The organism is Aquamicrobium ahrensii (genome assembly GCF_040545755.1).
GTDB classification, from domain to species: Bacteria; Pseudomonadota; Alphaproteobacteria; order Rhizobiales; family Rhizobiaceae; genus Mesorhizobium; species Mesorhizobium ahrensii.
Genome location: NZ_JBEPMN010000006.1, coordinates 107247 through 127084, shown reverse-complemented (window position 1 = coordinate 127084; position 19838 = coordinate 107247). Strand labels below are relative to the sequence as shown.

Here is a 19838-nt window from a genome sequence, read left to right as displayed (position 1 = left end):
TGTCAAGCATTGCGTCCTATAGGATCAGAACACCGTCCTGACAAGCAACCGGGAATATCCAGGAAAATATGGAAAACCAGACGATCATCGAGGCCCTGCTGCTGGGGTTGCTGGAAGGGCTGACCGAATTCATCCCGGTTTCCTCCACCGGCCACATCCTCCTGGCCGGCCATTTTCTGGGCTTCGAATCAACCGGCAAGGCCTTCGAGGTGCTGATCCAGCTCGGCGCGATTCTCGCCATCCTGTCGGTCTACGCCAGCCGCTTCTGGGATTTCATGAAACGCTCGGACAGGCTGCATGTCATTGGCGAGGTGATCGTGGGGGTGATCGCCTGCCTGATCTGGATGGGCGGTTGCGCCTTCGAATTCGTGGCCGCCATCGTGCGTCGGCGACGTCCGAACCTGTTCCTGCCGCCGCAGCTATCCGACGATCCGGCGGTGCGCATGCTGGTGGGTCTTGCGATCGGCTTCCTGCCCGCCGCCGTCATCGGCGTCCTGGCGCACGGCTTCATCAAGTCCGTGCTGTTCGAGACGCCGAAGCTGATCTGCATCATGCTGATCCTCGGCGGGATCGTTCTGTTGTGGATCGACAGGCTCGACCTCAAGCCGAAGTACCATGAGGTGGGCCAGTTCCCCCTGTCGCTTTACCTCAAGATCGGATTCTTCCAGTGCCTGGCCATGATCCCCGGCACCTCGCGCTCCGGCGCGACGATCGTTGGCGGACTTCTCATGGGCGCGGACAAGCGGGCGGCGGCCGAATTTTCCTTCTTCCTCGCCATGCCGACGATGCTCGGCGCCTTCACACTCGACCTGTTGAAGAACTGGAGCGCGCTTTCAGCCTCCGACCTTCACATTATCGGCGTCGGCTTCGTCGCCGCCTTCGTGGCCGCTGTCGTGGTCGTCCGCGGCCTGCTCGGCTATGTAAGCCGTCACGGCTACAAGCTGTTCGGCTGGTGGCGGCTGGTGGTGGGAACGGTCGGCCTCGCCGCGCTCTACATCGCAGGCTGACGGCATCCCGCCAGCCCGTTCATCAGGCCGGAGTTCAGGCAGTCTGGCGACGCTGGAACTGGCCGGCGGCGCGGAAGCGCCAGAGATAGCTTGGCAGAATGGTGGCCATCGACTGCGCCTCGACGCCAAGGCCAGCCAGAGTGCGCCCCTCGGCTTCCGCTTCCTTTGAGACCACATTGTCCGAGCGCAACTGCGCCACCTGATCCGTGGTCAGCAGCGGCTTGGGCAAAAGGCCGAGGAACGTCGCTGCAAGCTTCGACACCCACCACGGTAGCGGCAGCAGAAGCCGCTTGCGCTGGATTACCGCCAGCATCTCCTCAAGGCACTGGCGGAAGCTGGCCACGACCGGCCCGCCGAGCTCGTAGGCCCGCCCGCCAGCGACCGCGCCGTCAACCGAACGCGCCACAACCTCGGCCACATCGCCCACATAGACGGGCTGGAACTTCGTTTCGCCGCCGCCGATCAGCGGCAGGGCCGGCGCATAGCGCGACATGCCGGCGAAGCGGTTGAAGAAGCTGTCCTCGGGGCCGAAAATGATCGACGGGCGGAAGATCGTCGCCTCCGGAACCGTTTCCAGAACCGCCTTCTCGCCACGCGCCTTGGTGCGGGCGTAAGCGGAAGGCGACTGCATATCCGCGCCAAGCGCCGAGACATGGGTGAGACGGGCTCCCACCGCGCGGGCGGCTTCGGCGACGGCGCGAGCGCCGAACTCATGCACCGAGCCGAACTTCTGGCGGCCGCCCTCGGACAGAATACCGACGAGGTTGATGACGTGATCGGCGCCGATCACCGCCCGATCGATAGACTTTCGAAAACGCAGATTGGCCTGCACAGCCTGAATCTGCCCGACATTGCCGAGCGGCTGGAGATGTCCCGCGAGGGCCGGGCGACGGCAGGCGACGCGGATCAGATAGCCGCGCGTGGCCAGCGCGCGCACAACGTAGCGTCCCACGAAACCGGACCCGCCGAAGACGACCACGAGCTTGGGAGTTTGCAGGATTTCTGTCATGACGGGCTCCGGCTATGCGCCCCGGCCGGACCGGGGCTTGGCTGAAGCCGCTTCATAGTCCGTTTCTTGGCCGAGGCAAAGTGCGATCGGTGGTCGCTCCCACCGATCGCGCCAAATCAGAACGCCTTGCCGATGCGGGCGTCGACCGAATGGCTGTTTGCGCCGCGGATGACGAAGAAGAACAGCATCGCCGACCAAAGGATCGACTTCTCCGCGCCCGAGAAGCCCTGGCCCAGCGTGATCCAGTGGAACCAGACCGTCACCAGAAGCACGATCAGGCCGGCGAAGGCCGCGGGACGGGTGAGGAAGCCGAGGGCGAGGAAAATACCGCCGAAAAATTCGGTGCAGGACAGAAGCAGCGACCAAAGGCCCCCCGGATAGAAGCCAAGGCCTTCGACCATTTCGGCCGCGCCGAAGGGGTTGACGATCTTGGATGAACCGTGGATCGCAAGGATGCCGCCGGTGACGACACGGAGCAAGGTTTCCGAACCTCCGTGCAGCGCTGCATAGACGCCGCCGAGGGCCGGTATGATGAGGCGCTGACGCGCGGTTTGGGTGGTTGTGGACATCAATCTTCTTCCTGTTGCGGAGCGCTCCTAACGCCCCAAAGCCATCTTCACGGTCAAATGAAATAAAGTTGAGCCAAAACGCAAGGTTCATGATGGTGACAGTGCGTTTCCATATCCGCCATGCGAAAAGGCAAGGCTGCTTCATCGAAATAGCATTTGAGCGCAACTGCAAAAAAGTCCAGGCTTCAAGCATATACTCGGGGTGAGGAGAGATCGGACGCAGATGAACGAATCGATAAACGGCAGGCATATCGTCGTAACCGGCGGAACCGGCGCTCTGGGCAGCGTCGTCGTTGGCATGCTGACAGCGCAGGGCGCGATCTGCCATGTGCCCAACACCCATGCGGAACCGCCTGCGAACTTTCCGCACGCCGAAAATCCCAATGTCAGGCTAAGCCACAATATTTACCTGGCTGACGCCAAGACCGCCGACGCCTTCTATGCCGAGGTTCCGGAATTGTGGGCCTCCATCCATCTTGCCGGAGGCTTTGGCGCCGCGCCGATCGAAAAGACCGAACCCGCGTCGTTCGAAGAGCTTCTGGAAACCAATGTCCATACCAGCTTCTTCTGCTGCCGGGCGGCGGTGCGCAGCATGATGGCCGGCGGAAGGGGCGGCCGCATCGTCAACGTCGCCGCCAAGCCGGGCCTCAACCCCCGGCGGGGTTCGGGCATGGTCGCCTACACCACCAGCAAGGCGGCCGTGGCCGCCATGACGGTGTCGCTGGCCGAGGAGGTCAAGGCGCGCAACATTCTCGTCAACGCCATCGCCCCGTCGATCCTCGACACGCCCGCCAACAGGGCGGCGATGCCCGATGCGGATTTCGGAAAATGGGTCAGCCTCGCCACTGTTGCGGCCACCATTTCCTATCTCGTCGCGCCGGCCAACGAAGCCATGAGCGGCGCGCTCATCCCGCTGTACGGTCAGTCCTGATCGGGCCCTGACCGGACCGTCGGCATTCGGCCAGACACCACCAAAGAAAAACCCGCCGGATCGCTCCGGCGGGTTTTTTGTTCCTTTCGGTCACGCCGTGGATAACAGCGCGACCGAACGGCAGAGGCTGATCAGCTGCCCTGCTTCTTCAGCGCGGCGCCGAGAATGTCGCCCAGCGAAGCGCCGGCGTCGGTCGAACCGTACTGTGCGACGGCTTCCTTCTCCTCGGCGATTTCCAGCGCCTTGATCGACACCTGAACCTTGCGGTTCTTCTTGTCGTAGACGATGACGCGGGCATCGACCTTCTGGCCGACGGTGAAGCGCTCGGGGCGCTGCTCGTCACGGTCGCGCGACAGGTCGTTGCGCTTGATGAAGCTCTCGAGCCCGCTTTCGACCAGGCGAACGTCCAGACCGCCATCCTTCACGCCGGTGACCTCGCAGGTCACGACGGCATTCTTGCGCAGCTCTCCGCTGGCGGCGGCGTCGCCGGCCGCGTCACGCGAAAGCTGCTTGATGCCGAGCGAGATGCGCTCCTTGTCGATGTCGACGTCGAGCACCTGAGCCTTGACCATGTCGCCACGGTTGTACTCCTCGATGACCTGCTCGCCCGGACGGCTCCAGTCGAGGTCGGAGAGGTGAACCATGCCGTCGACATCGCCTTCGAGGCCGATGAACAGGCCGAACTCGGTCTTGTTCTTGACCTCGCCCTCGACTTCGGAGCCAACCGGATGGCTGCGGGCGAAGGCCTCCCACGGGTTTTCAAGCGTCTGCTTGAGGCCGAGCGAGATGCGGCGCTTGGCCGGATCGACCTCGAGCACCACCACGTCCACCTGCTGCGAGGTCGACAGGATCTTGCCGGGGTGCACGTTCTTCTTCGTCCACGACATTTCCGACACGTGGATGAGGCCCTCGATGCCGGGCTCCAGCTCGACGAACGCGCCGTAGTCGGTGATGTTGGTGACGGTGCCGGTGATCTTCTTGCCGATCGGGAACTTGGTGCCGATGTCGGACCACGGATCGCTCTCGAGCTGCTTCATGCCCAGCGAGATGCGGTGCGTCTCCTGGTTGATGCGGATGATCTGCACCTTGACCGTCTGGCCGATGTTGAGGATCTCGGTCGGATGGTTCACGCGGCGCCACGCCATGTCGGTGACGTGCAGCAGGCCGTCGATGCCGCCGAGGTCGACGAACGCACCGTAGTCGGTGATGTTCTTGACCACGCCCTCGACCACCTGGCCCTCTTCGAGATTCTGGACGATCTCGGAGCGCTGCTCGGCACGGCTCTCTTCAAGCACGGTGCGGCGCGAAACGACGATGTTGCCGCGGCGCTTGTCCATCTTGAGGATTTCGAAGGGCTGCGGGTTGTGCATGAGCGGGGTGACGTCGCGGATCGGACGGATGTCGACCTGCGAACGCGGCAGGAAGGCCACGGCGCCGTCGAGATCGACAGTGAAGCCGCCCTTGACCTGGTTGAAGATGACGCCTTCGACGCGCTCGCCCTTCGAGAACTTCTCCTCGAGGCGGACCCAGCTTTCCTCGCGGCGAGCCTTCTCGCGCGACAGCATGGCCTCGCCCAGCGCGTTCTCGATGCGCTCGACATAGACCTCGACGGTGTCGCCAACCTTCAGCGTGCCGTCCTTGGATTTCGCGCCGAATTCCTTCAGCGGAACGCGGCCCTCGACCTTCAGGCCGACGTCGATGATGGCCATGTCCTTTTCGATGGCGGTAACGGTGCCGCGAACGACCTGGCCTTCACCGGCATGACCATCGGCAAAGGATTCTTCGAGCAGGCTCGCGAAATCGTCGCGAGTAGGGTTTGAAACTGACATATGTTCTCCTGAAACGCCTCTTTTAAGAGGCAGCGCCGTGGGTTCGCGTTGCGGTTGCCTGACCGACATTCCGGACCCTCGGGTCCCGGACCGCCTGGGGCGGTCGAATTACGGCGCATGGAGCGCCGGCAGGCGGTTTGGTCTGACGCCGAACGGAATTTCGCAGGCGACAACGCCGATGAAGTTCCGGTCAGGCTTCGCTTTCCGCCGCCACTATACCATCAACGATGGTTCTGGCGGCAATAAACGCGGTTTCTATATCCATTTCGCTGGTGTCGAGCAAGTGCGCATCGGCAGCAGGCCGCAAGGGCGAGTCGGCGCGGCCCATGTCGCGCTCGTCGCGGCGCACGATATCGGCAAGAATGGTGGCGAAATCACCAGCGCCGTCTTTGGCCTCGATCTCGGCCAGCCGGCGACGCGCCCGCACCTCGGCGCTTGCCGTGACATAGAGCTTCACCGCCGCATCGGGGCACACGACCGTGCCGATGTCGCGGCCGTCCAGAACCGCTCCGCCGGCCTGCGCGGCGAAGGCGCGCTGCTTGTCGACCAGAATGCGCCGCACCTGCGGGATGACGGCCACCCTGGAGGCGGCCTCCCCCACGGCATGGGCGGAAAGCACCGAACGGTCGAGCGCGCCGAGATCGACAAGGCGCGCGGCCTCGATGGCGTGCGGCGCGTCGCCCAGCGGCCAGCCCTTGGCCAGCAGCATGTGCGCGACCGCCCGGTAGGTGAGGCCGGTGTCGAGGTGAGGCAGATGGTAATAATCGGCCAGCCGCCGCGCCAGCGTGCCCTTGCCGGAGGCGGCGGGCCCATCAATTGCGATGGTCAGCGCGCCGGCTGTCATGCCGCCGGCTCCACTGTTTCGATGCGTGCGCCAAGACCCGTCATCAGGTCCATGAATTCGGGGAAGCTGGTGGCGATCATCGCCTTGTCGTCGATGGTGACCGGCTTTTCCGCAGCAAGCCCCATGACCAGGAAGCTCATGGCGATGCGGTGATCGAGATGGGTCTCCACCGCTGCACCACCGCCCAGGCCCTTGCCGTCCGGAACGCCGCGCACGGCGAGCGTGGTCTCCCCTTCGGTGCAGTCCACGTTATTCTGGCGCAGACCGGCCGCGACGGCGGCCAGCCGGTCGCTTTCCTTTACGCGCAGTTCTTCCAGCCCCAGCATCAGCGTCTCGCCCTCGGCGAAAGCGGCGGCGACGGCAAGCACCGGATATTCATCGATCATCGACGGCGCGCGCCCGGCAGGCACCGTCACTCCCTTCAGATGCGAATGACGTACGCGCAGATCCGCGACATCCTCGCCGCCTTCGGTGCGAGGGTTCTGCACCTCGATATCCGCGCCCATTTCCTGAAGCGTAAGAATGAGGCCGGTGCGGGTCGGGTTCATCAGCACGTTGCGGATAACGATGTCGGAGCCCGGAACGATCAGCGCCGCGACAAGCGGGAAGGCCGCCGAAGACGGATCGCCGGGCACACGAATCGTCTGGCCGGTCAGCTTGCCCTGCCCTTCGATGAAGATGTGACGCACGCCGCGCTCGTCGGTTTCGACGTTAATGTTCGCGCCAAAGCCCTTGAGCATCCTTTCGGTGTGGTCACGGGTCATCACCGGCTCGATGACGGTGGTGACGCCAGGCGTGTTGAGCGCCGCCAGCAGCACGGCGGATTTCACCTGCGCCGAGGCCATCGGCACGCGATAGGTGATCGGAGCCGCATGTTTGGGCCCGCGCAGGGTCAGCGGCATGCGGTCGCCGGGGGATGCGGACAGAACCTGCACACCCATCTGGCGCAACGGATCGAGCACGCGTCCCATGGGGCGCGATTGCAGGGAGGCGTCGCCGATGAAGGTGGTCTCCATGTCGTAGCTGCCGACAAGACCCATGGTGAGGCGCGAGCCGGTGCCGGCGTTGCCGAAGTCGAGCGGCGCCTGCGGCTGCAGCAGCGCGCCGTTGCCGACGCCGCGAATGATCCATTCGTCGCCCTTCTTCTCGATATGGGCGCCCATCGCCTTCATCGCCTCGCCGGTGCGCAGCACGTCCTCGCCTTCCAGCAGGCCGGTGATGCGGGTCTCGCCGGAGGCCAGTCCGCCAAACATGAAGGAACGGTGCGAAATCGACTTGTCGCCGGGCACCCGCGCCTCGCCACGGAGGGCGGAAGAGCTGCGTGCGGTGGCCGGTTGCGGAGCGGCGGAGTGCGACATGACTATTCCTCTTGCGAAGATCCCGGTTAGCGGGCAATTTCAAAGGGAGCGCGGCGGTCTCGTATCACGAGCCGGGGCGATGGTCATCCCCTTCGGCAAGTTGCGGGAAACTCCGGTTTTCTCTTGGCGGCATTTGGCTTTGACAGGCTTACAATGAGCCGTTAAGGGGACCAAACTTTTTTCGACGAGGCTTGTCGTGGCAAAACCCGAACTTGGCACCAAACGAATCGACCCGGAAACGGGCCAGAAATTCTATGATCTGAACAAGGATCCGATTGTCTCGCCCTATACGGGCAAGACTTATCCGCGTTCCTATTTTGAGGACGGCAAGACCTCGATCCTCGAGGAAGAGGATGAAGTGGCCGAGAAGGAGCTCGAGGCCGACGAGGAAGGCCCGGAGCTCGTTCCGCTGGAAGAAGCGGACGGCGAATCGAAGGATGACGATCTCCCCGACCTCGGCGACGACGATGATGACGTCGATCTGGGCGATGATGACGACGACACCTTCCTTGCCGACGAGGAAGAGGGTGACGACGACGTTTCCGACATGATCGGCGTCGGCGACGACGAAGACGACGAGCTCTGATCAGGGCCCTGTCCACATGCCGCGATTTTTTATGCGCGGCATGAAAAAAGCAGGCTAAAGAGGCTTGCTATTGACGACGGGCGGCGCTAGAAGCCGCCCACATCGGGTGAGGATACCTCGCCCTGATGACCTAGCCGGAAACGGTGCCCGACGAGTCGGGTATGGGGCCATAGCTCAGCTGGGAGAGCGCCTGCATGGCATGCAGGAGGTCAGCGGTTCGATCCCGCTTGGCTCCACCATTTTCCATATCTCACGGCAGTTTGCTTCGCTCACGCTCCGATGGGGCGGGCGAAAGCCCGGGCCGCGGTCGCGGCCTTGTTCCGGTTCGCGGATGCTCCGCTCACCTCCACCAATTACTTCCCTGTTTTCTGCATTTTTTCACTCGCGTGGATTTGGCGTCGTGTTTTCAAACGCCTGGCGGCGCGGATTCCGCACATGGCGGCGCACGCTCAAATCAGCAGGCGCGCGGCCGGTGAGGATCGCCTCGATATGCGCGGCGACACCAGACGATCCTATCCGGCAGCGAAAACACTCTGGCAACACTCCGGCGCAGCGGCCGGAACGTGGAATCGGCTTCCGGATCCCTATACCAAATGAACGTTTTGGAGCATCGTTTTGCGTCCGCAAGGACGTATGGTCTCACCATGGATCTTGCCGTGCTTCGTCATACGGACAAGCGTTCGACTTCCCCGGTCTTCCTGCAACCGATATAGACCGGAACCGGCTGTTCACCGATTTTCCGGAACGCAGCCGCAGTCACTCCCGGCCGGGAGGCGCCAGCACGATCTCGGCTCCTCCCCTTTCCATGGCCGCCGACAGAGCGCCGCCCGGAGCGCGATCGGTGATCAGCGACAGTTTCCGGTTCCACTCGGACAGCAGGATCAGGGCGCGCTTGTCGAATTTGCTGTGGTCGGCGAGAATCACGCCCCGGTCGGCATTGGCCAGCATGGCCATGTAGATTTCGCCCACGCTCGGCATCGCTTCACTCACGCCCTCGGCATTCATGCCGGACGCGCCGATGATCGCGATCGGGGCATGAAACTTTTCGATCGCGCGCAGCGTCTCGGGGCCTGTGACCATATGCTCCTGCGCGTCGAGAACGCCGGGAAGCAGCATGACTTCTATTCGCGGATTGACGGCAAGCTCCTGGGCGATCGACAGAGCCGGGGTGATTACGACCATGCGATGTTGGATGCCACACAGAACACGTGCGAACTGCAACATGGTCGCGCCGCCCCCCAGCAGCAACGCATCGCCATTCGCATGGAGATCAACCGCGTGACGGGCGATCATGCGACGCTCCCGGACCAGCAGCTTGAGCCGATCGGTCAGGGCGGGCTCGAACTGGTTTCCGGTCCTGACCGCTCCGCCATAGGTCCGGTTGATGCTCCCAAGCTGAGCCAGCGCAGCAAGGTCCCGCCGGATCGTCTCGGTCGTGACGCCGAATTCCTTCGCTAATTGATTCACACGCAACGCAGGATTGTTTTCCAGCGCCGAAAGAATGTGAGCCTGGCGATCGTCCTTACGAATCTTCACGATAATTTCCCACGGCCGGCTTCATCGCGTCAGCATTTGCAGAAAGCGACGCGCGAAACAAGGTTTCCATATCTGCGAGTAACAACATTTAATGTTGCCAAACGGACAAACCCGTGCGAGCATTCCAACAAATGGAGGAGCGCTGGTGTTCAATTACGGATACTTCAGCTTTGATTCGAAGGCCGACCTTCTGGAGAAGGCCATCGAGTACTGGAATCCCGGAAAGACCAGGTTCTGGCAGGACGCCGGGATCGATCTGGTGATCGACCGCCGCGAGGGCTATTTCCTCTACGATATGTCGGGCCGACGCCTGATCGACCTGCATCTCAACGGCGGAACCTATAATTTCGGACATCGCAATCCCGAACTGGTTTCGGTGCTGAAGTCCGCTCTCGACTATTTCGACATGGGAAACCACTGGTTCCCTTCCGTGGCCCGCGCGGCCTTCGCCGAGAAGCTGGTGAAGACAGCGCCCGGTATGAAATACGCCATTTTCGGGTCGGGCGGGGCCGAAGCGGTGGAGATTGCGCTGAAAACCGCCCGCTACGTCACGCAGCGCAAGAAGATCGTCTCGATCGTCAAGGGCTATCACGGCCATTCCGGCTTGTCGGTGGCGACGGGCGACGATCGCTTCTCGAAGATCTTCCTGGCCGACCGGCCCGAGGAATTCATCCAGGTTCCGTTCAACGACATCGACGCGCTCGACCGGGCGTTGCGCGGACGGGATGTGGCCGCCTTCATCATCGAGACCATTCCGGCGACCTATGGCTTTCCGATGCCGCACGACGGTTATCTGAAGGCCTGTCTGGATCTGTGCCGCCGCTACGGCACGCTTTACATCGCCGACGAGGTCCAGACGGGCCTGCTGCGCACGGGCGCCATGTGGGGTTGGCAATCCTACGATCTGGAGCCCGACATGTTCGTGACCGGAAAGGGGCTGGGCGGGGGCATCTACCCGATTTCAGCCTGTGTCGTCACCGAAAAATGCGGCGGTTGGCTGCATGAGGACGGCGCCGCGCATATCTCGACGTCCGGCGGGTCGGAGCTGGGCTGCGTCGTCGGCCATCAAGTGATCGATATTCTGCAACGGCCCGAGGTGGTCTCCAACGTCCAGTTCGTCGCGGAGTTCTTCCAGCGCAGCCTTGCGGAAATGATGGCCGCTCATTCCGACATTTTTGTCGGCGTGCGGCAACGGGGCGTGATCCTCGGCCTGGAGTTCGATCATCCCGAAGGGGCGGTCGCCATATCCCGCGCACTTTACGAGCACGGAGTCTGGGCGATTTTCTCCTCGCTCGACAAGCGGGTGTTGCAGTTCAAACCTGGCGTATTGCTCGATGCGGCGACCTGCCAGGAAATCATCGACCGGATGGAAGCGGCCATGCCGCGCGCGCGGGCGCTGTTGCGCACCATGCGCCGCGCCGCCTGAACGCTGGAGGGCTTGAGGAATGCCGACGCTCAATCATGATGACGCCCCGCGTCTGGTCATGCCGGATCGGGCGGAATCCACGGCGCAGATGAAGATCGACCGCGGCACCTGGGCCGGCCGCGCCTATGCAAAATATGACCGCGCCGCAGTGATGCGGATCGTTCGCGCGGTGGCCGAGGCCGCCTACCAGTCGGCGCAGCACTATGCCGAATGGGCGGTGCGCGAGACGGGCATGGGCGTGGTTGAACACAAGCGGCTGAAGAACGAACTTTCCTCGCACGCGCTGGTGGATTTCTACGAAGACATGGATCTCGTGAACCCGCGCGTGGATACAGGGCGCAAGATAGTCGAGCTTCCCCGCCCGGCGGGCATGATCCTGGCCCTGACGCCGGCTACCAATCCGGTTTCGACCATCTTCTACAAGACGATCCTTGCCGTGTTGTCGCGCAACGCCATCCTGTTCAGCCCTCACCCGTTGGCGCGTGAATGCTGCTGCGACGCCGCTGCAAGACTTGCGGCGGCTGCCGAGCAGGCCGGCGCGCCGGCCGGGCTGATCCAGTGCATCGAAGCCCCTTCGGTGCCGCTCGTTCAGGCGCTGATGTCTTCTCCGAAGATACAGGTCATCCTGGCCACCGGCGGCAATCCGATGGTGCGCGCAGCCTATTCCTCGGGCAATCCCGCCATCGGGGTTGGCCCGTCCAACATCCCGGTCTATGTCGATCCCGACACCGACCAGACCGCCGCAGCGCGGCGCATCATCGACAGCAAGTCTTTCGACAACTCCGTGCTTTGCACCAACGAAAGCGTTCTGATCTCACTGGAACGGGACCGCAGCCGGCTTGAGCGGGCGCTGCGCGCCAACGGGGCGCATATATGCAGCGAAGGCGAAGTTGTGAAACTGCGTGAATGGCTGTTTCCAGAGGGCCGCCTCAACACCGCGTCGGTAGGCAAATCCGCCGTATGGATCGCGACCCAGGCAGGCTTCCGTGTTGCATCATCGAGCCGGGTTCTTGTTGCGCCGATCGAGACGGTCGGCATAGACGAGCCGTTGAGCAAGGAAAAGCTCGCCCCCGTCCTCTCCTGGACAATGGTCGCCAGCTTCGAACGCGCGACCGCCGTGGCGCGGATGCTGCTAAGGATGCATGGAGCGGGTCATTCCGCCTCCTTCCATGGCGAAGACCCGCAAAAGGCGATGGATTACGCCGCCGCCCTTCCGGTCTATCGCGTGGTGGTGAACGCACCCTGTTCCCAGGGCGCAGCCGGTTTCTCCACCCATCTGGCGCCCTCTTTCACCATTGGCACCGGCTATTTCGGCCGCTCCTCGGTAGGCGAGAACATCGGGCCGCAGCACCTCGTGCACTGGACGCGGCTGGCATGGAATTCGGACAGCGCGGTCCCCATGGGCGACTTCACCAATGTGCAGATGACTTTCGAAGGCCCGGACAGCGCCCCACGCGCGCCCGCGTCATCGCGGCCCGTGCTCGCCGCAGTTCCTCCGTCCGGCGCAAGCGAGCCCGGAGGGATGGATCGCGACATGCTGCGTCAGCTCATCCTCCAGGAACTCCGTGAACTGACCAGGGGCCAGCCGTGACCGATCTTCGCGCCTTCATCTTCATCGATCAGTTGCAACCGCAGACCCTGGCTTACACCTCGACCTGGATGCGTGGCACGCTGCCCCGCGCCCGGATGGCGGCCCAGATCATCGAGATCGCGCCCGGCCTCGATGTCGAGGCCCTCACAGATACGGTGGTGAAAAGCGCCGAGGTCCGCGCCGGCTTTCTGGTTGTGGAACGCCAGTTCGGCACATTGCAATTCCACGCCTATTCCGCCGCCGAGGTCCATGCCGGCGCCGACGCCGCGCTGGCCGCTATGGGCAAGAGTCGTGACGACGCCGAGAAGCCGAAGATCATGGCTTCGAAAATGGTCACACGGGTCGACGACCAGCATGCATTCCTGATGAACCGCAACAAGACCGGCTCCATGGTTCTGGGCGGCGAGAGCGTTTACCTGCTCGAATGCCAGCCTGCGGCCTATGCCATCCTCGCCTGCAACGAGGCGGAAAAGGAGGCCGACATAAAAGTCATCGACATGCGAATGATCGGCGCGAACGGGCGGCTCTATCTGGCCGGAACCGAGGCCGATGTCCGCAACGCCCGCGATGCGGCCGAGCGCGCGCTGCGCGAAGCGGGGGCGACGGGATGAGCGATCTTCGCGCCCTCATCCGCGAACTCCTCTCCGAGGAGATCGGCCTGCTGCGCGCGGAGGCGCTGGCGCAGCCGCAGGTCGAGCGCGTCCTTGTAAGCAGCGAGGCCGAACTGACCGACTTTGCGCTGAAGGTTGCCGGACGCGCGCAGGAGCCGGGCTTTCTTGCCGCCCTGGAGGCCGGGCGGATCCGGTTTGCGCCGGTTGCGCCGGCAGCCACTCCTATATCGGGTTCACGCGGCGCCTCGCCCGAGGTCACGCATGTTCCGCCTTCGGCCCAGTCGACGACTCTCGTCGCCACCATGCCCGCCCCGACGCCCGAACTGCGCAAGGGCCTCGTCACCGAACGTGACATCGCGACCATTGCCCAAGGCGAGACAAGACTACGCATCATGAAAACAGCGCGGCTTACCCCGCTTGCAAGCGATGAAGTACGCCGTCGCCGCCTCAGGATCGAAAGGACACTGGTATGATTAGGGGACGCGTCAGCGGCAGACTTTGGTCCACGCGCCACATCGGCTCATTGCCAACCGGCGCCCTGCTTGAGGTTGAAACGGACACCGGCGCAAAGCTCATCGCCTTCGACCCTTTGGGCTGTGCCGAAGGCGAGGCCGTACTGATCGTCCAGGGCTCGACCGCGGCCACCTGGTTCGAGGACAAGCAGGCGCCGATCGACGCGCTCATCATTGGTTCCATCGACGAAGCAACTGCCGGCGCGCCGGTGGAGAAACGCAAGGAAAGGAGTTCCTGAAATGGCTAATCTTGCAATCGGAATGATCGAAACAAAAGGCTATGTGCCGGCACTCTCTGCTGCCGACGCCATGGTCAAGGCCGCCAATGTCGAGATCGTCGCCCGCAACGAAGTTGGCGGCGGCCTGGTCTCGGTTGTGGTGCGCGGCGATGTCGGGGCCGTGAAGGCGGCGACCGAGGCCGGCGCGGAGGCCGCCGCACAGGTGGGCGAGGTCACGGCTGTTCATGTGATACCGCGCCCGCACGCCGATCTGGCCAAGCATTTCGAGGCGCTCAAGGGCTGATCCGGCCCGCCGGCATATCCGACACACAAGGACTGAGGCATGACAGAGCTTCGCGTCTATCTTCCCATCGAGGATCTTCAGCCCCAGTTCGCGGCGTATCTTTCCTCGCCCACTCGGGCGAGGGGGTATCCGCCTTTCGCGGGTCAGCACTCGCTGATCATCGAGGTCGCTCCGGCGCTGGCCATCCACCGCATAACCGACCTCGCGCTGAAGTCCGCGCCTGACATGGAGCCGGGCATTCTCTACACCGAACGGCAGTTCGGTTTGCTCGAACTGCATTCGGACCGGATGGAAGACCTGAAGGCCGCAGGCGAAGCGATCCTCAAGGGGATCGACGCCAAACCTGAGGCTCAGCTCAAGCCCCAGATCTTGTACCACGACATCATCGAAGACCTTTCCGACCAGCATGCGATCATACTCAACCGGTCGCGAGACGCCTCCATTCTGGTGCCGGGAGTGGCGCTGCTGATCTATGAGATGGCGCCCGCACTTTTCGCCTGCGTGGCCGCCAACGAAGCCGAAAAGGTGGCTCCGAACTGTGTCATCAACGATGTGCAGATGATGGGGGCGACCGGCCGGCTCTTCATCTCCGGAAGCCTGAAGGACATGCAACTGGCACGCGATACAATCACCGCCATGCTGGGGGAGATTAAAGGTCGCTAGGAGTACCGGAGGTCCTGGAAGCTCGTCCGGGACATCCCAACAAGCGGAAGAGGCGAACCAATCGCCCACGCAAACACCACAGGGAGGAAGACATGATCACCAGACGCCAATTCTCGGTCGGCGCCGCCAGTTTCGCTGGCGCCACGACCCTCATGGGATCGGGCCGGAGCTTTGCCGCCCGTAACAACCAGCTCAATATCCTGTGCTGGGAAGGCTATAACTCGGATGATGTGCTTAACCCGTTCCGGGAACGTCACTCCGGGGCGACCATACGCGCGGAAAGCGGAACCTCCGACCCAGAGATGATCAACCGCCTGCGTGCAGGGGGACTCGCCCAGTGGGACCTGATCAACGTCAATCAGGCATGGGCGCGCGGTGTGCTCCACAAGGAAAACCTCATCAAGCCGCTGAACAAGGAACGCTTTCTTCCCTATTTCGAGAAGATGACTCCGGGGTTCGCCAATCCGCCCTATCCGATGTCCTTCTCCGATTCCGGCGAGTTGATGGGCATGCCCCAGCGCTACGGCTCATTCTGCTTTGTCGTCAACACCGACAAGATCAGTCAGGACCTCGCCGAGGATCAGGGTTGGAACCTGTTCCTCGATGAGGCGATGAAAGGGCGCTACGGCGTTCTTACCTGGGACAATTGGAACGTCATGCATCTGTGCCTGACCGCCGGCTTCGACCCGTTCAAGCCGGCAAGCGAAGAAAATCTCGCCAAATATACCGAGGTTTCGCAACAGATCATGGGCAACGCCAAGATGATGACCGATGATCTGGTGGCCATGAACACCGCACTGATCAACGGTGAGATCGACTGTTACTTCACCGGTGGCGTCTTCAGTTGCTCGGGCGCCCGTTATGACGGGCAGTCGCAGGTTCGGGCCATCACGCCACGAACCGGCCCGGTTGACGGCAAGGGAGGCATCGTCTGGGTGGAGATCACCTCGGCGGTGAACAATCCCGAACTGTCCGATCTCGCCGAGGACTTCCTGGAATTTATCCAGGAGCCGGAGATCGCAGCCCTGGTCGCCTCGGGTGGCGGGACGCTCAATCCGATCACCCAGATGGGTAATCCGGAAGTGATGGCGCTGTTCGACGAAGACCAGCTGAGCGCGATGCAGGTCGACACGCTGTCGGAGGAGTTGTCGCGCTGCATGGAGTTCGACGAAGTGCCTTCCTACGACGAACTTCTGGCGGTCTATATCAAGGCCCGTCGCGGCTGAAGACGCCGAACGCAATGACCCGGTGGGAACCATGTTCCCGCCGGCCATCTGCATAACCTACGGAAATGGAAATATGACGGGCCGGGCTTTCCTGCAGATTGAGGACGTCACCAAACGTTTCGGGCGGTTCACTGCGCTGGATCGGATCAGTCTCGACATCGCGGAGGGAGAGTTCTTCACCATCGTCGGTCCTTCGGGAAGCGGAAAGTCCACCTTGATCCGACTTCTCGTCGGCATCGACGACGTGACGGAGGGAACGATCAGACTCAATGGCGAACGCATCGACCAGATGCCTGCCAACAAGCGCCCGACCTGCATGGTCTTCCAGTCTCTGGCCCTGTTCCCGCACATGAGCGTCGGAAGGAATATCGAGTTCCCGCTGAAGCTGCGCAAAGTCGCGCCTGAAGCGCGCCGCACGCGGGCTCTCGAACTGCTGCGGCTGCTGCGGCTTCCGGAAAATTACTACGGCAAGATGATCGGCCAGTTGTCCGGCGGCGAGCGCCAGCGAGTCGCGCTTGCCCGTGCGCTGGCCTTCGATCCGCAGATCATCGTCTTCGACGAGCCCCTCTCCGCGCTCGACTACCGGCTACGCAAGACGCTGGAAAAGGAACTGAAGGACTTGCACGCGCGAACGGGCAAGACCTTCGTCTACATCACCCATTCACTTGAAGAAGCCATGGTGATGTCCGACCGCATCGCCATCATGCGCGAGGGCCGTTTCGAGCAGATCGCCAGCGCCGAAGAGATCTACTCCCGCCCGATCAGCCGGTTCGTCGCCAACTTCATGGGCGAAGTGAACCTGTTCGGCGTGACCATCGACGACGCCGGCCAAGCCATCTGGAACGAAGCGGAGATCGAGGCCGTGCCCGGCTCCCTTGCGCTGGCGCCGGGCTGGCATGGGGCGCTGATGGTGCGTCCGGAGCTTATTCGTTTTCTTCAGGCGGAGGAAACGGCTGACTTTCGCATCACGGGCACGCTCGTCGCCGAATATGCGCTTGGATCGCGCATCCAGTATTCGGTCGAAGTTGCGAACGGCGTGCAACTCACCGTGGAGCGCCCGTTCGAGATTCGTCACGACGTATCGATCGGCGTCCCTGTCACGCTGGGCTGGGACCGCGATGCGATCCACCCTATCCCGGAGCCGAATTCACAGGAGGCGGGGCATGGAAAAGCTTGAGCAAAGGCTCGGCTTCCTGACCGGGCTTCCGATCGTGGTGTTGCTGCTTCTCAGTTTCATCATGCCTCTTATCGTCGTGGCCGGTTTCTCCATCATGCCGCAGAAGGTGTTCGAGCTGGCTCACCTGCCCGACTTCTCGTCCTTCGCGGTGATCTGGGAGCAGGGATACTACAAATCGCTGTTGCGCTCGCTGGGGCTGGCTTTCCTGACCACGGCCATCCTGTTCATCGTCTGCTGGCCGCTGGCCTACGGCATGGCCAAGGTTTTCGGGCGATTCACGCTGGTGATCACCGTTCTCGTGGTGCTGCTGCTGTTCGTTTCCGAGAATATCCGGCTGTTTGGCTGGTTCCTCTCCCTGATGAAGGGAGGCTTGCTGGAAGGCTATCTGCGCCACTGGTTCGGCGTCACATTCGAAAGCCCGCTCTATAACTGGCCGGTGATCGTGTTCGGCATGGCCTATGTGTATTTTCCCTTCATGCTGTTTCCGCTCGCCCAGGGAATTGCGCTGGTGCCCGAGGACGCGCGCCTGGCGGCGCTGGACCTTGGCGCAAGCCCGACGCGAATCATGTTCGAGATCGAGATGCCGCTCGCCGCGCCCGGAATCCTGGTCGGCAGCCTGTTGACCTTCGTCCTTTCGGCAGGAGCCGTGGCGGAGGCGAAGCTGCTGGGCGGGCGGTCGGTGGTGGTGCTGACCGACGACGTGGAAAGCGCGTTCACCTATGCGCAGAACTGGCCGCTGGGCTCGGCGCTCTCGCTGATGCTGATCGTCATTTCGGCCGTGATCGCGCTGGTTCCGCTGAGCCGCATCGATCTGGACACGATGATGGGGCGGCGCAAATGACGACCGTTTCCCGCCCCAACCGGATCGCGCTCTACGTCTATGGGCTGTTGATCCTCATCGTGCTCTATCTGCCGCTTATCGCAGTCGCCTTCGCGTCGGTGTCCAGGGCACGCTACCTGAGCTTTCCGGTCAAGCGCTATACAAGCGAATGGCTGACCTCTTCGATCACCAGCCCGAACGTGCATAACCTGGTGCTGACCTCGCTGAAGATCGCGGTGCTGGTCGCTCTCATCTCGGTGGTGATCGGCTTCTTCGGCGCATTGGCCTTCGCCCGCTTCCAGTGGAAATACCGCGGGCTCTACCAGAAGCTCATCCTGCTCCCGATCTTCTTTCCGCAGACGGTTCTGGGGCTGGCGCTTCTGATCTGGTTCTCGGCGCTCGGCATCACGCCGAGCTGGAAAACGGCGGTCGTCGCGCATCTGGTGTGGATCACGCCGATCACCACCTTGATCATCGCCATCCGCGCCTACGGCTTCGACCCTTCGCTGGAGGATGCGGCGCGCGACATGGGAGCCACGACATTCACCATCATGCGCGAGATAACGCTGCCCCTGCTGATGCCGGGGATCGTGTCGGCCGGGCTGTTCGCCTTCCTCCTGTCCTGGGGCAATTTCCCGCTGTCGCTGTTCACTTCCGGCGTCGATGCGACCCTGCCGAAATGGCTCTACTCGCGAATGGTGTCAGGTTTCACGCCGCAGATCCCCGCGCTCGGGATGCTGTCGGTGGCGAGTTCAATGGTTCTGGTCCTGATGGGACTGGCGGTGATGTGGTGGCTGCGCCGCCGAACATAAAGAATAAAGGGAGGAACAATAAATGCTGAATTCATTGAAAGGCCGCAGCGTCATCGTTACCGGCGGCTCGAAGGGAATCGGTCGCGGCATCGCCCGTGTCTTCGCCCGCGCCGGCGTCAAGCTCACCATTGTCGCGCGCAACCAGGCGGAAATCGACGGGGTGGTGGCCGAAATGAATGCGGCGGGCGCGACCGCCCGTGGCGCGGCATGCGACGTGACTGACATGAACGCCGTGCAGCGCATGGTGGACGAGGCGGCCGAGGCCCAGGGCGGTCTGGACGTCATGTGCGCCAATGCCGGCATTTTTCCGCAGGTGAAAATGGTCGACATGTCCGCCGATGACTGGGACCATGTCATGGCGACCAACCTGCGCTCCACCTTCTTTTGCGTGAAGGCCGCGATCCCGCACTTCGAGAAGCGGGGCAAGGGACGCGTTATCGTCACCTCCTCGATCACCGGTCCGGTGACGGGCTATCCGGGCTGGTCGCATTACGGCGCCTCGAAGGCCGGCCAGCTTGGCTTCATCAAGACCGCTGCGATGGAGCTCGCCCGTTACAACACGACCATCAATGCAGTGATGCCGGGCAATATCCGCACGGAAGGGCTGGAGGGTCTGGGCGAGGATTATCTGCAAACCATGGCCAATTCGATCCCGCTCAAGCGTCTTGGCGACGTCGAGGATATCGGCAACGCCGCGCTGTTCTTCGCTTCGGACGAGGCCGCCTACATCACCGGCCAGCAGATCATCGTGGATGGCGGGCAAATCCTGCCGGAATCGCTGGAAGCGCTGGAATCCATCTGAGCGGGAG

Annotated in this window: 21 protein-coding genes and 1 tRNA gene; 16 read left to right on the top strand and 6 right to left on the bottom strand. The window is 62.7% G+C overall.

The window, feature by feature from the left end:
* The first annotated feature begins 68 nt into the window (after window positions 1-68).
* Complete coding sequence (locus ABID44_RS10240) at window positions 69-1007, top strand: undecaprenyl-diphosphate phosphatase (RefSeq protein ID WP_354151609.1); 939 nt, start codon at window positions 69-71, stop codon at window positions 1005-1007.
* 34 nt (window positions 1008-1041) lie between these two features.
* Here ABID44_RS10240 and ABID44_RS10235 read toward each other — a convergent pair whose 3' ends face one another.
* Complete coding sequence (locus tag ABID44_RS10235) at window positions 1042-2016, bottom strand: complex I NDUFA9 subunit family protein (RefSeq protein ID WP_354151608.1); 975 nt, start codon at window positions 2014-2016, stop codon at window positions 1042-1044.
* A gap of 116 nt (window positions 2017-2132) precedes the next feature.
* Window positions 2133-2585 (bottom strand): DoxX family protein, encoded by a 453-nt coding sequence (locus tag ABID44_RS10230; protein WP_354151607.1) that lies wholly within the window; start codon window positions 2583-2585, stop codon window positions 2133-2135.
* A 223-nt stretch (window positions 2586-2808) separates the two neighbouring features.
* On the opposite strand from ABID44_RS10230, the gene ABID44_RS10225 reads away from it, so the two are divergent.
* Entirely contained in the window at window positions 2809-3516 is a 708-nt protein-coding gene (locus tag ABID44_RS10225; protein ID WP_354151606.1) for an SDR family NAD(P)-dependent oxidoreductase, read from the top strand.
* A 131-nt stretch (window positions 3517-3647) separates the two neighbouring features.
* Here ABID44_RS10225 and rpsA read toward each other — a convergent pair whose 3' ends face one another.
* From rpsA to aroA, 3 genes are all read right to left on the bottom strand, one after another.
* Window positions 3648-5345 (bottom strand): 30S ribosomal protein S1, encoded by a 1698-nt coding sequence (gene rpsA / locus ABID44_RS10220; protein ID WP_354151605.1) that lies wholly within the window; start codon window positions 5343-5345, stop codon window positions 3648-3650.
* 190 nt (window positions 5346-5535) lie between these two features.
* Complete coding sequence (gene cmk / locus ABID44_RS10215; protein WP_354151604.1) at window positions 5536-6189, bottom strand: (d)CMP kinase; 654 nt, start codon at window positions 6187-6189, stop codon at window positions 5536-5538.
* Complete coding sequence (gene aroA / locus ABID44_RS10210) at window positions 6186-7547, bottom strand: 3-phosphoshikimate 1-carboxyvinyltransferase (protein WP_354151603.1); 1362 nt, start codon at window positions 7545-7547, stop codon at window positions 6186-6188. The genes cmk and aroA overlap by 4 nt, the downstream gene beginning before the upstream one ends.
* A 196-nt stretch (window positions 7548-7743) precedes the next feature.
* On the opposite strand from aroA, the gene ABID44_RS10205 reads away from it, so the two are divergent.
* Window positions 7744-8133 carry a TIGR02300 family protein gene (locus ABID44_RS10205; protein WP_354151602.1) on the top strand — a complete coding sequence of 130 codons (390 nt, stop codon included), beginning with the start codon at window positions 7744-7746 and terminating at the stop codon, window positions 8131-8133.
* Between the two features lie 163 nt (window positions 8134-8296).
* Window positions 8297-8372 (top strand) — tRNA-Ala (locus ABID44_RS10200).
* 517 nt (window positions 8373-8889) lie between these two features.
* Here the strand turns inward: ABID44_RS10200 and ABID44_RS10195 are convergent.
* Complete coding sequence (locus ABID44_RS10195) at window positions 8890-9669, bottom strand: DeoR/GlpR family DNA-binding transcription regulator (RefSeq protein WP_354151601.1); 780 nt, start codon at window positions 9667-9669, stop codon at window positions 8890-8892.
* Between the two features lie 145 nt (window positions 9670-9814).
* Between ABID44_RS10195 and ABID44_RS10190 the strand changes: the two genes are divergently transcribed.
* From ABID44_RS10190 to fabG, 12 genes are all read left to right on the top strand, one after another.
* Window positions 9815-11095, top strand: coding sequence for a class-III pyridoxal-phosphate-dependent aminotransferase (locus ABID44_RS10190; RefSeq protein ID WP_354151600.1), 1281 nt, complete (start codon window positions 9815-9817; stop codon window positions 11093-11095).
* Window positions 11096-11114: 19 nt separating this feature from the next.
* A complete protein-coding gene (locus tag ABID44_RS10185; protein ID WP_354151599.1) occupies window positions 11115-12686 on the top strand; it encodes an aldehyde dehydrogenase family protein in 1572 nt (523 codons plus the stop codon).
* Window positions 12683-13297 carry a BMC domain-containing protein gene (locus ABID44_RS10180; protein ID WP_354151598.1) on the top strand — a complete coding sequence of 205 codons (615 nt, stop codon included), beginning with the start codon at window positions 12683-12685 and terminating at the stop codon, window positions 13295-13297. Before ABID44_RS10185 ends, ABID44_RS10180 begins: the two co-directional genes overlap by 4 nt.
* Window positions 13294-13770 (top strand): hypothetical protein, encoded by a 477-nt coding sequence (locus tag ABID44_RS10175; RefSeq protein WP_354151597.1) that lies wholly within the window; start codon window positions 13294-13296, stop codon window positions 13768-13770. Before ABID44_RS10180 ends, ABID44_RS10175 begins: the two co-directional genes overlap by 4 nt.
* Window positions 13767-14048, top strand: a complete 282-nt coding sequence (locus tag ABID44_RS10170) for a EutN/CcmL family microcompartment protein (protein WP_354151596.1) — start codon at window positions 13767-13769, stop codon at window positions 14046-14048. Before ABID44_RS10175 ends, ABID44_RS10170 begins: the two co-directional genes overlap by 4 nt.
* Before the next feature lies 1 nt (window position 14049).
* Entirely contained in the window at window positions 14050-14331 is a 282-nt protein-coding gene (locus ABID44_RS10165; RefSeq protein WP_354151595.1) for a BMC domain-containing protein, read from the top strand.
* Window positions 14332-14370: 39 nt separating this feature from the next.
* Complete coding sequence (locus tag ABID44_RS10160) at window positions 14371-14994, top strand: microcompartment protein (RefSeq protein WP_354151594.1); 624 nt, start codon at window positions 14371-14373, stop codon at window positions 14992-14994.
* Window positions 14995-15086: 92 nt separating this feature from the next.
* Window positions 15087-16220, top strand: coding sequence for an ABC transporter substrate-binding protein (locus ABID44_RS10155; RefSeq protein WP_354151593.1), 1134 nt, complete (start codon window positions 15087-15089; stop codon window positions 16218-16220).
* A 73-nt stretch (window positions 16221-16293) separates the two neighbouring features.
* Window positions 16294-17397: an ABC transporter ATP-binding protein gene (locus ABID44_RS10150; protein ID WP_354151592.1), complete on the top strand. Its 1104-nt coding sequence runs from the start codon at window positions 16294-16296 to the stop codon at window positions 17395-17397.
* Window positions 17384-18238 (top strand): ABC transporter permease, encoded by an 855-nt coding sequence (locus tag ABID44_RS10145; protein WP_354151591.1) that lies wholly within the window; start codon window positions 17384-17386, stop codon window positions 18236-18238. The genes ABID44_RS10150 and ABID44_RS10145 overlap by 14 nt, the downstream gene beginning before the upstream one ends.
* Window positions 18235-19029, top strand: a complete 795-nt coding sequence (locus tag ABID44_RS10140) for an ABC transporter permease (RefSeq protein WP_354151590.1) — start codon at window positions 18235-18237, stop codon at window positions 19027-19029. The genes ABID44_RS10145 and ABID44_RS10140 overlap by 4 nt, the downstream gene beginning before the upstream one ends.
* 22 nt (window positions 19030-19051) lie before the next feature.
* Complete coding sequence (gene fabG / locus ABID44_RS10135) at window positions 19052-19831, top strand: 3-oxoacyl-ACP reductase FabG (protein WP_354151589.1); 780 nt, start codon at window positions 19052-19054, stop codon at window positions 19829-19831.
* Window positions 19832-19838 lie beyond the last annotated feature (7 nt).

What these genes read in the sequence shown, in the direction of transcription:
- ABID44_RS10240 (WP_354151609.1), top strand. Translation starts at nt 69, where the DNA reads ATGGAAAACCAGACGATCATCGAGGCCCTGCTGCTGGGGTTGCTGGAA.
- rpsA (WP_354151605.1), bottom strand. Translation starts at nt 5,345, where the DNA reads ATGTCAGTTTCAAACCCTACTCGCGACGATTTCGCGAGCCTGCTCGAA.
- ABID44_RS10235 (WP_354151608.1), bottom strand. Translation starts at nt 2,016, where the DNA reads ATGACAGAAATCCTGCAAACTCCCAAGCTCGTGGTCGTCTTCGGCGGG.
- ABID44_RS10185 (WP_354151599.1), top strand. Translation starts at nt 11,115, where the DNA reads ATGCCGACGCTCAATCATGATGACGCCCCGCGTCTGGTCATGCCGGAT.
- ABID44_RS10170 (WP_354151596.1), top strand. Translation starts at nt 13,767, where the DNA reads ATGATTAGGGGACGCGTCAGCGGCAGACTTTGGTCCACGCGCCACATC.
- ABID44_RS10230 (WP_354151607.1), bottom strand. Translation starts at nt 2,585, where the DNA reads ATGTCCACAACCACCCAAACCGCGCGTCAGCGCCTCATCATACCGGCC.
- ABID44_RS10150 (WP_354151592.1), top strand. Translation starts at nt 16,294, where the DNA reads ATGACGGGCCGGGCTTTCCTGCAGATTGAGGACGTCACCAAACGTTTC.
- ABID44_RS10175 (WP_354151597.1), top strand. Translation starts at nt 13,294, where the DNA reads ATGAGCGATCTTCGCGCCCTCATCCGCGAACTCCTCTCCGAGGAGATC.
- ABID44_RS10155 (WP_354151593.1), top strand. Translation starts at nt 15,087, where the DNA reads ATGATCACCAGACGCCAATTCTCGGTCGGCGCCGCCAGTTTCGCTGGC.
- ABID44_RS10160 (WP_354151594.1), top strand. Translation starts at nt 14,371, where the DNA reads ATGACAGAGCTTCGCGTCTATCTTCCCATCGAGGATCTTCAGCCCCAG.
- ABID44_RS10145 (WP_354151591.1), top strand. Translation starts at nt 17,384, where the DNA reads ATGGAAAAGCTTGAGCAAAGGCTCGGCTTCCTGACCGGGCTTCCGATC.
- ABID44_RS10225 (WP_354151606.1), top strand. Translation starts at nt 2,809, where the DNA reads ATGAACGAATCGATAAACGGCAGGCATATCGTCGTAACCGGCGGAACC.
- ABID44_RS10140 (WP_354151590.1), top strand. Translation starts at nt 18,235, where the DNA reads ATGACGACCGTTTCCCGCCCCAACCGGATCGCGCTCTACGTCTATGGG.
- aroA (WP_354151603.1), bottom strand. Translation starts at nt 7,547, where the DNA reads ATGTCGCACTCCGCCGCTCCGCAACCGGCCACCGCACGCAGCTCTTCC.
- fabG (WP_354151589.1), top strand. Translation starts at nt 19,052, where the DNA reads ATGCTGAATTCATTGAAAGGCCGCAGCGTCATCGTTACCGGCGGCTCG.
- cmk (WP_354151604.1), bottom strand. Translation starts at nt 6,189, where the DNA reads ATGACAGCCGGCGCGCTGACCATCGCAATTGATGGGCCCGCCGCCTCC.
- ABID44_RS10165 (WP_354151595.1), top strand. Translation starts at nt 14,050, where the DNA reads ATGGCTAATCTTGCAATCGGAATGATCGAAACAAAAGGCTATGTGCCG.